Source organism: Nocardia puris (assembly GCF_003315035.1).
GTDB classification, from domain to species: Bacteria; Actinomycetota; Actinomycetes; order Mycobacteriales; family Mycobacteriaceae; genus Nocardia; species Nocardia puris.
This window is the reverse complement of the sequence record NZ_QNRE01000010.1, coordinates 91,843-104,641: the sequence shown is the minus strand read 5'-3', so window position 1 is coordinate 104,641 and position 12,799 is coordinate 91,843. Positions and strand designations below refer to the sequence as shown.

At 69.1% G+C, this 12,799-nt stretch carries 12 protein-coding genes and 1 pseudogene; 2 read left to right on the top strand and 11 right to left on the bottom strand.

Annotation, left to right across the window (positions count from 1 at the left end; translation table 11 throughout):
• Window positions 1-3: 3 nt before the first annotated feature.
• From DFR74_RS38050 to DFR74_RS23020, 9 genes and pseudogenes are all read right to left on the bottom strand, one after another.
• On the bottom strand, window positions 4-315 hold the full coding sequence (locus DFR74_RS38050) for an RloB domain-containing protein (RefSeq protein WP_170160794.1): 312 nt from the start codon (window positions 313-315) through the stop codon (window positions 4-6).
• The gene (locus tag DFR74_RS23055) at window positions 302-661 is read right to left on the bottom strand and encodes an RloB family protein (protein WP_084537970.1); all 360 of its coding nucleotides are present in this window, start codon (window positions 659-661) and stop codon (window positions 302-304) included. Before DFR74_RS23055 ends, DFR74_RS38050 begins: the two co-directional genes overlap by 14 nt.
• Window positions 658-1,932, bottom strand: a complete 1,275-nt coding sequence (locus tag DFR74_RS23050) for an AAA family ATPase (protein WP_067511832.1) — start codon at window positions 1,930-1,932, stop codon at window positions 658-660. The genes DFR74_RS23055 and DFR74_RS23050 overlap by 4 nt, the downstream gene beginning before the upstream one ends.
• Before the next feature lie 90 nt (window positions 1,933-2,022).
• A complete protein-coding gene (locus DFR74_RS23045) occupies window positions 2,023-2,652 on the bottom strand; it encodes a class I SAM-dependent methyltransferase (RefSeq protein ID WP_067511830.1) in 630 nt (209 codons plus the stop codon).
• A 119-nt stretch (window positions 2,653-2,771) separates the two neighbouring features.
• A complete protein-coding gene (locus tag DFR74_RS23040; protein ID WP_067511828.1) occupies window positions 2,772-3,887 on the bottom strand; it encodes a lipase family protein in 1,116 nt (371 codons plus the stop codon).
• A gap of 15 nt (window positions 3,888-3,902) precedes the next feature.
• A complete protein-coding gene (locus tag DFR74_RS23035) occupies window positions 3,903-5,387 on the bottom strand; it encodes a flavin-containing monooxygenase (RefSeq protein ID WP_067511826.1) in 1,485 nt (494 codons plus the stop codon).
• Window positions 5,388-5,416: 29 nt separating this feature from the next.
• Entirely contained in the window at window positions 5,417-7,069 is a 1,653-nt protein-coding gene (locus tag DFR74_RS23030) for an AMP-binding protein (protein WP_067511824.1), read from the bottom strand.
• A gap of 143 nt (window positions 7,070-7,212) precedes the next feature.
• Window positions 7,213-8,130, bottom strand: a pseudogene (locus DFR74_RS23025) (SDR family NAD(P)-dependent oxidoreductase); the annotation flags it as partial.
• 4 nt (window positions 8,131-8,134) lie between these two features.
• Window positions 8,135-8,812: a TetR/AcrR family transcriptional regulator gene (locus tag DFR74_RS23020; RefSeq protein ID WP_067511822.1), complete on the bottom strand. Its 678-nt coding sequence runs from the start codon at window positions 8,810-8,812 to the stop codon at window positions 8,135-8,137.
• Between the two features lie 157 nt (window positions 8,813-8,969).
• On the opposite strand from DFR74_RS23020, the gene DFR74_RS23015 reads away from it, so the two are divergent.
• Window positions 8,970-9,692 (top strand): TetR/AcrR family transcriptional regulator, encoded by a 723-nt coding sequence (locus tag DFR74_RS23015; RefSeq protein ID WP_067511820.1) that lies wholly within the window; start codon window positions 8,970-8,972, stop codon window positions 9,690-9,692.
• A gap of 180 nt (window positions 9,693-9,872) precedes the next feature.
• Here DFR74_RS23015 and thiD read toward each other — a convergent pair whose 3' ends face one another.
• Window positions 9,873-10,718, bottom strand: a complete 846-nt coding sequence (gene thiD, locus DFR74_RS23010; protein WP_067511819.1) for a bifunctional hydroxymethylpyrimidine kinase/phosphomethylpyrimidine kinase — start codon at window positions 10,716-10,718, stop codon at window positions 9,873-9,875.
• Between the two features lie 81 nt (window positions 10,719-10,799).
• Here thiD and DFR74_RS23005 point away from each other — a divergent pair, with 81 nt between their 5' ends.
• Window positions 10,800-11,948 (top strand): GTP-binding protein, encoded by a 1,149-nt coding sequence (locus tag DFR74_RS23005; RefSeq protein ID WP_067511817.1) that lies wholly within the window; start codon window positions 10,800-10,802, stop codon window positions 11,946-11,948.
• Window positions 11,949-12,172: 224 nt separating this feature from the next.
• Here the strand turns inward: DFR74_RS23005 and DFR74_RS23000 are convergent, their stop codons facing one another.
• Window positions 12,173-12,796, bottom strand: a complete 624-nt coding sequence (locus DFR74_RS23000) for an NAD(P)-dependent oxidoreductase (protein WP_067511815.1) — start codon at window positions 12,794-12,796, stop codon at window positions 12,173-12,175.
• Between the last annotated feature and the right edge of the window lie 3 nt (window positions 12,797-12,799).

Here is a 12,799-nt window from a genome sequence, read left to right as displayed (position 1 = left end):
CGTCTACTGGTGGGCAGCGTCGTCGGTCATGGACTCAACCACCTCACGAATGTGGGTTACGAACTGGTCGACCGAGGAGGAGGGGTTGTCCTCGGGAAATTCTGTGCCGTCCCGCTCATGCTTCGTGCGAAGGGTACGTGCGTGGCGGATGGCCGTGGGCATACGTTTCATATAGAGCGCGCTGTCGATGTGTTTGCCATCGGACCCATCGCGTTCGCGCCGGAGCCGAATCGCTTGGTCGGTGGATAGGTGGCTCCCGTGGTGTCCATGGTGGAGGATCAGCCAGATCTCGAAGCAGGGATTACTGATCGCCAACCGGATACCGTTGGCTTCGGCTAATCAGTCTGGCCCGATGGAGATGTGGATGTCGCTGTGGAAACTCTACATCGAACACGCACCAGTAGAAGTCGACGTCTAGGTCGGCGCGGCGCTTGTCGGTACACGCGCTTTCCACGAGGTGCATCGGCGTCGCTCCGGCCTCCTCGATGGAGATATCCACCGACACCGCTTCGGCGAACTCAGGGAGCCGTTTGAGGGCGTCGATGTACTCGGGTTCGGTCGACTTTCCTTCCGTGTACACGCGAAAGGTCGCCCGAACCGGTGTGGTCTCCGTGACGCGTTTGAGCTCTTTTCCTCGTTTACCTCGCTCCTTGGCGGTCATCCGATCAAGCCCAAGTCACGCAGGACCTCGGGCCGGGAGACGTCGGGTAGTGCACCGAATCGGCCGCTGAGGTAGCTGCTTTCGAGATTCGCCGATCGGCGAACGCGTTCACCGGCGAAGTCGGACAGGGCAGCGAAGCGTGTCGATCCCTTCTCGGATTTCTCCGTCAGCCACACTTCGTCCCGGTTGAGGTGATTCAACAGGTTGGTGTCGTGGGAGGTGAACAGCAGCTGCGCGCCGTGCGGGTTGGACCTCCGCCCCTCGAAGAGTTTGACGAGCTGAGCGGTGAGAGTCGGGTGCAGACTCGCGTCCAGTTCGTCGAAGAGGACGATTTCCCCGTGTCGCAGGGAATCGAGCACCGGACCGATCAGTTCGAACCAGGCACGTGTGCCAGCCGATTCGTCGTGGTACGCGAAGGGTAGCTGTTCGCCGTCGGAGACATGGACAAGCTGTGCGTTCCGGCGGACTACGGGTTTTTCTCCGGCGGCTTCGATTCGTGTTTCTACGACTTGTACATCGGCTACTCCGAGATCCGCGAGCTTCAGCAACGACATCGCTTGGTGGCGACCCGATTGCCACTCCGAGTAGTAGAACGGGTCGTCGTCATAGAATGTGAGTTGCTCGTTCCGAGGTGGACCGAAGAGGCTGATCGTCGAGCGTGCCGTGCCAACAGGAAAGCGGCGATTCCGGCCCAACGACTTTCCCAGCCCTGTCATGCGGACGACGGATCGTGCGAACGCCGAGGTCGTCGGCTCATCGAATCGCCGCATAATCGACAGCGCCAGTGACCGATCGGTGAGAAGCGTTCGCGTGCCCGAAAGCTGCCCCAGCCCGCGTTGCAGGGTGAGCTCGTTGGCTTCGCGTTCGAAGACGCGTCGACGCCGTCCCTCGGGATAGTGGAACAGCGCTTCATAGCTGACTCGATGCCTCCCGACATCGAGAAGGTACTCGAAGCGAACTCCGTCGATCTCCAACTCGAGAACGAATGATGAGTCCCGAGTCTTCGCATCACCGAAAGCGAACGGTTCGACGGGGATCTCCTCGTCCCACATGCGCAGGGAGTGCTGAACCGCTGCACGCAGCCAGGCCAACGCCGCCAGCACGTTCGACTTGCCCGATGCGTTGGGCCCGAAGATGCCCGCGACCGGCACCAGTGACGCACCGAACTTCGGATGGACCCGCACCTCCGGCCGGTCATCGATCGCAACCATCGACAGCTCTGCGGGTTCGAGTATCGAGCGGAAGTTCTCCACTTCAAACCGGATGAGCATTCGACACCCCGCTGCACTTAGATGGCCAATTTCGTCAGAAGACTACCAAATCAAGGGGTTGTCAGCGGGTGTCCGGCGATCGGGCTGGTCCTACTTGCGGCGGGTGATGCGGAGGAGGGAGTCGGTGCGGGTGCCGGGTTGGCCTTCGGGGCCGGGGAGGTCGCGGTCGATGAGGGCGGCTGTGAGGACGGTCCATTCGGTGGGGTCGAGGGCGAGGGCTTCGAGTTGGCTTGCGTTGGTGGGTAAATGGATCTTCGGGGGGTCGGTCATCCAGGTGGGGAAGGTGGAGTGGGCGGCGAGGAGGAGGGTGCCGCCCGGCGCCACGGCTGCGGCGGCGCGGCGCAGGATCTCGTCGCGTTCGCCGTCGGCGGCGACCGGGGAGTGCAGGAACTGGGCGGAGACCAGGTCGAAGGCGCCTTCGGGGAAGGTGCGCGAGAGGTCGTGGCGCTCCCAGGTGATGCGGTCGGCGACACCGGCGTCGGCGGCGTGCGCGGCCCCGCGCCGCAACGCGACTTCGGCGACGTCGACGGCGAGCACTCGCCAGCCGCGCCCCGCCAGCCAGAGCGCATCGCCCCCTTCGCCGCATCCCAGGTCCAGCGCGGAGCCGGGCACCAGGCCGGCGGCCTCGCGCGCCAGCAGCGGGTTCGGGTTACCGGTCCACACCTTGTCGCGCTCGCGGTAGAACCCTTCCCAGTACTCTTCGGCCGTGCTCGCGGTCATTCGCAATCTCCTGCTCACCGTGCGGGGCGGAACCTCCGCCTCACGCCATGGTGGGTCGACCGTGCCGAACCGGCCACTTTCGTTGCCGGACCGGCAAGTCCGGGACCGCGGGGCGGCGGCTACACGGCGGTCGACCCGGCCAGCCCCGCCCGCTCCCAGGCGGCGAACCGCCCACCGAGGAACGCGAACCCGGCGCGGGCGAATTGGGGTGCGGCGGTGAGGTGTTCGCCCCAGGCGATGCGGTGGTGGGTGGCGTCGGCGCCCAGTGCGCGCCAGCGGCGCAGCAACAACTCGGACTGCCGGTAGGGCAGCACCTGGTCTTGGCGGCCGTGGCCGATGAGCACCGGCGCGCCCGGCGGGAGGTGGCCGAGGCTCGCTTCGCTCATGCGGGCGATCCAGGCGGGATCGCGCAGGAGATCCTCGGCCAGGTACCGCGCGCGAGTCTTGGGCAGCGCCAGCCCGAGCGCGACCGCGGGAACGATGTGCGTCCGCTTCATGACGGCCGCGGCCAGTCGCCCACGCGTATTGAGGAATTCGTCGAGCCGCAGTTCGGGGAAGCTCGCGTCCATCCCGATCGCGGCGTAGATCAGCAGGAACGCGAACAGGCTGGTGTCCAGGGCCTCGGACAGTTCCATCAGATCGACGGGCGCGCCGCCGACCGCCACCCCGGCCAGCGCCACGTCGGGCGCGTACCCGGGTTGCAGTTGCGCGGCCCAGCCCGCGGCGTTCCCGCCCTCGGAATACCCGTACACGCCGGCTACGCCGCTCGGATCGAGGCCCAGCTCGGGCGAGGTCCGAGCGGCGCGCATGATGTCGAGCACCGCGCGCCCGTTGGCCGGACCCACCACGTACGGGTGCGTTCCGGGCGTGCCGAGCCCGGGGTAGTCGGTGACGGCGAGCACCCACCCGCGACCCAGCGCGGCCGCGAGGAAGGCCCCTTCGTACTCCAGCCCGTAGCGCAACAGTCGCGACACCGCCGCCGTGTGCGCGAGTCCCTGTGTGCCAGGGGCGAATCCGAGCAACGGCGCGCCCGAGCGGAGACGTTCGGGAGCCAGGATGGTGCCGGACACCACGGTGGGTTCCCCGGTCGCGGTAGTCGATTCGTACCGCACCCGCCAGGCGCGGGCGCGGATGGCCCAGCCGGGCACGAGGCGCGCGGTCATCGGTTCGGCCCGCAGGATCCGCCCGGGTACGGCGTCGTCGGCGGAGGTGGGACGCAGGTGGGTGTTCGGCATCGTCGGTCCTCGAAATCAGAGCGCGGCCAGGCGCGGCGCGCGGGTGAGGTGGTAGTCGCGCTCGTCCGGGGTGGTGAGCATCCGGGTCATGGTCGCGCGGTCGAAGGGCCACAGGTCGATGGTGTGCTGGTCGGTGAAGTACCAGGACCGGCACCCGGTGTTCCACACGGTGGGACCGAGCGCGTCGGCCACCTCGTCGTTGAACCGGGTAGTCGCCTCCTCGGTGACCTCCACGGTGTCCACCTCCCCGGCGCGGAACCGGCGCAGCCACGAGGTGATGTAGCGGGCGGTGAGTTCGGCGGAGTACTGGAGGGAGATGGAGCCGGTCGGCGAGTTCGGGCCCAGCACCGTGAACAGGTTGGGGAAGCCGGGGATCGCCGTCATCCGGTACGCGCGTGGACCTTTCGACCACGCCTCATCGATGGTTAGGCCGTCGCGGCCGATCAGATTCATGGGTCGCATGTAGTTGTGCGGCTTGAACCCGGTGGCGAAGACGATCACGTCCACCTCGTGATGCCTGCCGTCGGCCGTGCGGATGCCGGTGGGCGTGATCGCGGTGATCGCGTCGGTGACGAGCTCGGCGTTCGGCGCGGAGATCGCCCGGTAGTACGTGCCCGACACAACCTGTCGCTTGCACAAAGGTTCGTAGTCGGGCGTGAGCGCCTGGCGCAGCCGCGGGTCGTGGACCTGCGCCGTCAGCGACAGTCGCGCGAAATCCTGCACCGCGCGCCGACGCCAGCTCGGGCGCAACACCACATCGGCCAGAATGCCGGAGGCCCGAAGCATTCCGTCGTACAGACGCCGGTGTACCCCGGGCACGAGATCGAGTGCCTTGCCGAGCAGCCAGGGCTGCGGCAGGCCCATCGGCGCCCACAGCACCCACTGCGGGGTACGGGCGAACTGGGTGAGCGTGGCCGCCTCGGGTTGCAGCGCCGAAACGATCTGCACGCCGGTCGATCCGGTGCCGATCACCGCGACGCGCTTGCCCGCCGTCTCGATAGAGTCGTCCCAGCGGGCCGTGTGCACGACCGAACCGGTGAACTCGCCGAGGCCGGGAATGTCGGGCGTGAACGGGTGGTGCAGCACGCCCGTGGCGGCGATGACGAAGTCGGCGCGCAACTCTCGCCCGTCGGCGATGTTCACCCCCCACCCGTCGTCGCCGAACCGCGCGCCGACCACCTCGGACTCGAGCAGCAAATGCTCTGTCAGGCCGAACTTCTCGACAACTTCACGGTGGTAGCGCTGGATCTCGGGCCCGGTCGCCCAGACGCGTCGCCAGTCCGGCTTGGGCGCGAAGGAGAACTGATAGATCTGCGACGGCACGTCGCAGGTGAGTCCAGGGTAGCGGTTCCAGTGCCACACCCCGCCCACATCGGAGCCCTTCTCCACGATGACGAAATTGTGGAAACCGGCCTGCTTGAAGGTGACGGCGGTGGCGATACCCGCCACACCCGCCCCGATGATGACGATCTCGGGGTCGCGCCGGTGCGTCGTTGCCATGGCGTAATTCCTTTCGCGGGGAGCCGGTTTCAGCTCGCGGTGCCGGGTTGTAGTCGAGCGCGCAGCACCTTGCCGCCCGCATTGCGGGGGATCTCGGTGACCACGGTGAAGCGCTTGGGCACCTTGTAGCGCTCCAACCGTTCGCGCACATGGGATTTCAGATCGTCGTCGCGCAACTCGCCCGCGCCGGGTTCGGGCACCACGAACGCGTGCAGCACCTGGCCGAACTCCGGATCGGGGGTCCCCAGGACCACCGCCTCGGCGACGCCGGGGTGTTCGGCCAGCCGGTTCTCGACCTCGCCGGGGAAGACGTTCTCGCCGCCGGAGACGATCATGTCGTCGCTGCGTCCGTCCAGGTAGAGGCGGCCTTTCGCGTCGAGATGGCCCATATCGCCGGTATCCACGTAACCGTCGACCACCCGTTTGGTGGCCGGGCGGCCGGTGGCGTCGGGTGAGTATCCGGAGTAGACCAATCCGCTGCGGATGAAGATCGACCCGATCTCGCCTGGTACGGCAATGCTGTTGTCGGGACGCAGGATTCGCACCGAGACACCGAGCGACGGCCGCCCGAGGGTGCCGGGCTCCTCGACGAGATCGGCGGGGCCGGCCACGCTGACCAGCCCGGCTTCGGTGGAACCGTAGCCGTTGGCCAGGATCGGACCGAACACGTCGATGACCTGGCGCACCGTGGCCGGGGTGATCGGCGCCGCGCCGGTGAGCACCACGCGCAGCGACGATTCGCGCAGCGCGCGGCGGTCGAGCGCGGGCGCGGCGAGCAGCCGGCGCAGCATCACCGGCACGCCCATCAGCACCGTCGCGGAGTGCTCGGTGATATCGGCGAGCGTGCGCTGCGCGTCGAACCGGCGGCGGCAGATCGCGGTCGCGCCCAGCGTCAGCGGGCCGAGCAGCGCGAGCAGGCCGAACCCGTGGAAGAAGGGCGGCGCCGCGATCACGGTGTCGGTGGAGCGCAGCCGCACCACCGACATCGCCGTCGCGCACAGCAGTCCGATCGCGGCCGGATCAACCGACCGCGGAACGCCTTTCGCGAGTCCGGTGGTGCCGGAGGTGAGCAAGGTGATCCGCACCGAGTGCCGGACTCGCGGCGGCGCCGGGTGTGACCGGGTCGCGAGGTCGGCGAGCGAGGGCAGCGCGGACGGGGCGGCCGGGTCGTCGCGCCAGGCCAGCACGCGCAGCCCCGGGTAGTCCGCCGCTTCGACCCCGTCCGCGTACTCCTCGTCGAAGATCAGCACGTCGGGGGCGTGCCGGGCCAGGATCGCGGCCAGCTGCGCGTCGGTGAGTTCGGTGTTCAGGAAGATCAGTTCCGCGCCCAGCTGCGCACCCGCCGCCATCGCCTGCGCGAAGCCGCGATGGTTGCGGCAGATGATCCCCACCGAGGTGGGTGGTGCCGAGGCGAGCGCGTAGAGCGCGGCGGCGATCGCCTCGGAGGTCGACTGCAATCGCGCGTAGGTGAGCGCACCGGCGTCGTCGATGAGGGCGGTGCGGTGGGGATGTCGAATTGTGCTGGCGGCCAACAGCATTGCTGGTGTGGGGCCGTACCGGTAGAAGGCTTGCGCGAGCCGCGCGCCCGTCTTCGGGCCGACGGGAGCCAGCATCCCCGACTTGGCGATCGCGGGAATCGCTGCGGCCCAGCGTTGTACGTCGGGAATCAGGTCGGTTCTCATCGCGAACCACCTCCGTTCCGATCGGCCCCTCGATCAAGGGGCGTCCGGATCGCACCCGCCGAATTCTCCTGCCGCCCAGACTCACCGCCGCCCGGCGAGGGGCGAGCATCGCTACCCGTCTCGCCGTTGTCCGACACGACCTCCGCCCGCACCCGCGACAGCGATGCTTCGGTATCCCCGAGCCGCTGATACACCGCGCCGATGATCACTTCGAGCGGAAAACGCAACAGCGGCACCGCGATCGCCGACGGATGCCCGTACACCGGGGTGAGCGTGCGCGGCTTCTCCACCACGGCGCGCGCCAGGACGCGCGCGGCGTCGTCGGGCGTCTGGCCCGGCAGCACGCGCATCCACCGGCTCGGCGCGCTCATCCTGGTGTGCATGAGCCCGGCGTAGAACGTCGTGAGCGTGACGCCGTCGGCGCGCGCCTCCATGCCGACCGCGCGCATCCACCAGTCGAACGCCGCCTTGGACGACAGGTAGAACCCCCATTTGGGCACGACCGGGAACATGACGCCGACCGTGGACACGTTGACGATGTGGCCGCTGCCGCGAGCGCGCATGGCGGGCAGCAGCGCCAGCGTCAGCCGCATCGGGCCGACGTAGTTGGCGCCGGCGGTGGCCGTGACGTCCTTCGGCCGGTCGTAGGAGAGGTGGATCGAGCGGCGCAGCGATTTGCCCGCGTTGTGGATCAGGTAGTCCACGCCGCCGAGATCGTGCTGGACGGCGGCGGCGAATTCGGCCACCGACTCCTCGCTGGTCAGGTCCAGCGGGTAGGCGTAGGCGCGCCCGCCCGCCGCCCCGATCTCCCCGGCGAGCTCGGCCAGGCGCTCCTTCGACCGCGCCGCGAGCACCACGTGCGCGCCCGCACGGGCGAACAGCCGCGCGGTGGCCGCGCCGACGCCGTAGGACGCGCCGGTGATCACCACCACCTTTCCGTCGACCTCGCTGCGCAACCGTCGCTCGTCCCGCAGGCCGCGCGGCCCGACGGCGTGGGCCGCGGCGCGCGCGAGCGGATGGTGCACTACGCGAGAAGGGCCGGTGGGCAAGGTATTTCGCATCGCATCACTCCACGGTTCCGGCGGGCATCGTCATCGCCATACCGGCCAGGAACGAGCCCAGCCGCGCGTCCGACAGCACCGCGTCCACGACGCGCTTGCTGAGTTCGATGCCCGGATCGACCGACACCGCCGAAAGCACGGTGCCGAAGAAATTGCCCAGGATCAGATCCCGGACCTGGTCGCGCGCGAGGTCGCCGGTGTGGAGCCAGTCCAGGACCGCGCCCTCGATGAACGACATCCACCCGGCGATCGCCGCGCGCAGCACGGGTGTGGCCGCCGACCCGGAGATCTCCACCGCCAGCGCGTGCGCGAGCCGCCTGCGGTGCTCGTCGCGGATCTTGCGCACCTCGGCGTCGGCGACGTCGGCGAGCAGCGCCTCGAACGCCCCGGGCTGGGCGTGGGCGCGGTCGAGCAGTTTCTCCACGCCCCGCGTCAGCCGGTCCAGCGCGGGGCCGCGCATCGCCAGCAGCTCGCTCCAGAACTCGTCGGCCGCCTGCGCGATGACGGCCAGGTAGAAGCCGCGCTTACCACCGAAGTGGTAACTGATGGACCCGGCGGCTACACCGAGCGAGCGCGCCAGATCGACGATGGACACCTCTTCGTACCGCTGGGTGCTGAACGCGACCCGCCCCGCGTCCAGCAGTGTCGCGCGGGCGGCCTCGCCGCGGCGGTTGCCGACCATCGCGCCTCCAGTTCTTGAATCGGATTCAAAAAGGACGCTAGCCTGTCACAGACAGTTACGTCAACGGCGCGGCGAATCCGATTCGCCGTCGATCCGGTCACGGCGGGCGGACTCGGCGCACCACCGGTCGCCACCGGGAATTGATACGGTCGCAAGGGTGAAGAGCAGCCGCCGGAGCACCGACCGGGCGCGATCAGGTCGCGTCGATGCCAGAACCGAGCGGTGGCGCGAGCACCGGCGCCAGGTGCGCCAGGAGTTCGTGAGCGCGGCGTTCCGCGCGCTGGACAAGTACGGCCCCGAGGTCAGCATGGGCGATATCGCCAAGGAGGCCGGCGCCGCGAAACCCAAGCTGTACCGGCATTTCGAGGACAAGACCGACCTCTACAACGCCATCGTGGACCGGGTGCGCGACATCCTGTGGGAGCGCATCCTGGCGGGCATCGACCTCACCGGCGACTCCGCCCGCGAACTGGTGCGCCGCAGCGCCGCGGAATACGCGCTGGTGGTGACCGAACACCCCAACGTCTTCCGCTTCATGCTGCACAGTCACTTCACCCAGCAGGCCGACGAATCGGAGCGGGCGCTGCAATCGGCCCGCCAGTCGGCGCGGCGGTTGGCGGAGCTGTTCGCGGGGTTGCTGGACGAGACGGTCGACGTGGCCAGCATCGAGTTGGTCAACTACTCCATCTTCGGCGCGGTCGCCTCGGCCACCGACTGGTGGCTCGGCGCGAACCGGCTGGCGGCCAATGCCATGCCGATCGAGAAGTTCGTGGCGTATCTGGCGGAGATCATCTCGGCGCTCGCCGAGGCGAACGCGCGGTTGAACGGCATCGCGATCGACGCCGAGCAGCCCCTGCACCTGGCCTTCTCGGCCCGCTAGGACCGGGCCCCGCGATACCGCCGCGGACGGTAGGGAGGGCGCCTCGTCGCGAACACCGCGAACGCCGTTGTCCTGAACCGGCCGCGCCGTTGAGGCCGATGGTGTTGCGCAACACACCCAGTATGGACCCGCCCACCGACAAGTTCCGGTAGCCCGGCCCGCTGGTCGGGACGGCGTGTCTCAGGAGTGGCGCAGCCGCCACAGCGGGGAGACCGGGCCGTGGCCCGCGCCCAGATCGTAGGACGCCTCCAGACAGCGCCGCGTCCACTCCTTGGCGAAGGCCACCGCGTCGGGCACCGAGTAGCCGTGCCCCAGCGCGCAGGCCAGCGCGGCCGCGAGGGTGTCGCCGCCGCCGTGATCGTTGCCGGTCGCGATGCGCGGGGCGGTGAACTCGTGGAACGCCTCGCCGTCGAACAGCAGGTCGGTGCTGACCTCCGAGGACCGCAGGTGCCCGCCCTTCACGATGGCCCAGCTCGGGCCCAGCGCGTGCAGCGCCTCGGCGGCCTTGCGCGCGGTCGCCCGGTCCACCACCTCGACGCCGGTGATCAAGCGCACCTCGTCCAGGTTCGGCGTCACCACCGTGGCCAGCGGAAACAGGGTGTGCCGCACCGCGTCCAGCGCCTCGGCGTGCAGCAGCGGGTCGCCGTGCATGGAGGCGGCGACCGGGTCGACCACCAAGGGGATATGGCCGTCGCGGCCGATGCCCACCTCGCGGCACACCCCAGCCACGGCCTCGATGATCGGGGTGGACGCGAGCATGCCGGTCTTGGCGGCGGCGATCCCGATATCGCTCACCACGGTGCGCACCTGGTCGGCCACGATCCCCGGCGGGATCTCGTGGAAGCCGCTCACGCCCACCGAGTTCTGCACGGTCACCGCCGCGACGGCGACGCACGCGTGCACGCCGCACAGCGCCATGGTGCGCGTATCGGCCTGGATTCCGGCCCCGCCGCCGGAGTCGGTGCCTGCGATGGTGAGGACGCGGACCGGGGTCTGTCCGCTGTCGGGAAGGGGCAGCAGTTTCACACCGCAAGAATCTACGGCCCCGCGGCCGCGTGTGCGCGCACCCGCCGCCCTGTCATAAATGAAAACCATTATCATTAAGGCATGACCACTTCGCCGAGCGTCGATCCGCTGCCCGTCACCGTGCTGTCCGGTTTCCTCGGGGCGGGCAAGACCACCCTGCTCAACCACATCCTCGCCAACCGCGACGGCCGCCGCGTGGCCGTCATCGTGAACGACATGAGCGAGGTGAACATCGACGCGGCGCTGGTCGCGGGTCAGGGCCACCTGGACCGCACCGAGGAGAAACTGGTCGAGCTCACCAACGGCTGCATCTGCTGCACGCTGCGCGAGGATCTCATCGAGGCGGTCGGGAAACTGGCCAGGCAGGGGCGCTTCGACCAGCTCGTCATCGAATCCACGGGTATCTCCGAGCCCATGCCGGTGGCGGCGACGTTCGAGTGGGAGTTCGAGGACGGCTTCAAGCTCGGCGACATCGCCCGCCTCGACACCATGGTCACCGTGGTCGACGCCTCGACCTTCCTCGGCGAGGTGGTGCGCGGGGAGGCGCTGGCCGCGCGCGACCTCCAGGCCGGGGACGGCGATGAGCGCACCATCGCGGACCTGCTGGTGGATCAGGTGGAGTTCGCCGACGTGCTCTTGATCAACAAGACCGATCTGGTGAGCGCGAACGCCGTCGGCACGGTGGAGGCGATGGTGCGCAGGCTCAACCCGCGCGCCCGGGTGCTGCGCGCCGAGCGCGGCGTGGTCGACCTGTCCGAGGTGCTGGCCACCGGCCGCTACAACCCGGTGGTCGCCGCCGCCAGCGAGGGCTGGGAGGAGGAGCTGGCCGGCGGGCACGTGCCCGAGACCGAGGAGTACGGCATCCGCAGCATCACCTACACCGCGGACCGCCCGTTCCATCCCGCGCGGTTGGCCGAGGCGCTGAACGGGATGCGGGGGATGTTGCGCAGCAAGGGATTCTGCTGGATCGCGAGCCGTCCGGAGCTGGCGGCGGTCTGGTCGCAGGCCGGCCCCAACCTGACCTTCGAGCCCGCCGCGTGGTGGTCGTCGCTGGAGGTGTCCGCCGGGCAGGAGGTGGTGTTCATCGGCGTGCGGCTCGACGGGGGCAAGGTGCGCGCGCTGCTCGACGCCGCGCTGTTGACGGACGAGGAATTCGCCGCGGGGCCGCGAGTGTGGACCAGGTACGCCGATCCGTTCCCGGCCTGGGGTGAGCTGCACCAGCACGCGTGAGTGCGGGGGTGGGTTCGCCAACGCCCGCGTGGTGCACCGCGATCGCGTCGTAGGCGAGCGTTCGTGGAGGGTCGTTCTGCGCGCGAAGTGGCGTGGCGCGCCGACGGTGACACGCCGGAGCAGTACGGCGTATAGCCGGTTCGGTACCGGGTGGTCCGAACGATGGTCGACGTCGCGACCCACGCGGTGTTGAGGGGGCGTGGGTCGCGACAAGGTGGCGGGCATCAGTGCGAGATGCCGGGGGTGCGGTGCAGGTAGGTGTCGTCGGTGAGCTGTTCGAGCAGGAAGTCCGCGATATCGGCGCGCGAGATCTTCAGTGCGAGACCGGGTTCGGTGCCCGGGAAGTCGCGCCGGTAGGTCCCGGTGCGCGGGCCGTCGGTGAACGCGCTGGGCCGCACGATCGTCCAATCCAGTTGGCTCGCCATGACATACGTCTCCTGGGCGACGTGATCGTTGTAGGCGCGGCGCAGGATCACCCCGAAAAGCACGTATTTCCAGAGGAAGTCGAGATTGCCGCGGCTGTCACCGACGCCGAGGCTGCTCTGGCAGATCAACCGCTTCACGCCGGTGCGGTGCATGGCCTCGACCACCGCCTTGGTGCCGCCGAAGCGCACCTTCCCGATGCGCCCGTCGCCGAGCGCGACGATCACCGCATCCTGGCCCGCCACCGCGCGCTCGGCGGCGTGCGTGTCGAAGACGTCGCCCGCCACCACCCGCAGGCGCTCGTGGCTGCGGGTGATGTTCCCGGCGTCGCGGGTGAACGCGGTGACCTCGTGGCCCTCGCCGAGCGCTCGCTCGACGACGAGACGGCCGACGGTTCCGGTGGCTCCGAAGACTGCGATCCTCATGGT

Coding starts and splice junctions, on each gene's coding strand:
- DFR74_RS23055 (WP_084537970.1), bottom strand. CDS start 661: ATGACCGCCAAGGAGCGAGGTAAACGAGGAAAAGAGCTCAAACGCGTC.
- DFR74_RS23050 (WP_067511832.1), bottom strand. CDS start 1,932: ATGCTCATCCGGTTTGAAGTGGAGAACTTCCGCTCGATACTCGAACCC.
- DFR74_RS23045 (WP_067511830.1), bottom strand. CDS start 2,652: ATGACCGCGAGCACGGCCGAAGAGTACTGGGAAGGGTTCTACCGCGAG.
- DFR74_RS23040 (WP_067511828.1), bottom strand. CDS start 3,887: ATGCCGAACACCCACCTGCGTCCCACCTCCGCCGACGACGCCGTACCC.
- DFR74_RS23035 (WP_067511826.1), bottom strand. CDS start 5,387: ATGGCAACGACGCACCGGCGCGACCCCGAGATCGTCATCATCGGGGCG.
- DFR74_RS23030 (WP_067511824.1), bottom strand. CDS start 7,069: ATGAGAACCGACCTGATTCCCGACGTACAACGCTGGGCCGCAGCGATT.
- DFR74_RS23020 (WP_067511822.1), bottom strand. CDS start 8,812: ATGGTCGGCAACCGCCGCGGCGAGGCCGCCCGCGCGACACTGCTGGAC.
- DFR74_RS23005 (WP_067511817.1), top strand. CDS start 10,800: ATGACCACTTCGCCGAGCGTCGATCCGCTGCCCGTCACCGTGCTGTCC.
- DFR74_RS23000 (WP_067511815.1), bottom strand. CDS start 12,796: ATGAGGATCGCAGTCTTCGGAGCCACCGGAACCGTCGGCCGTCTCGTC.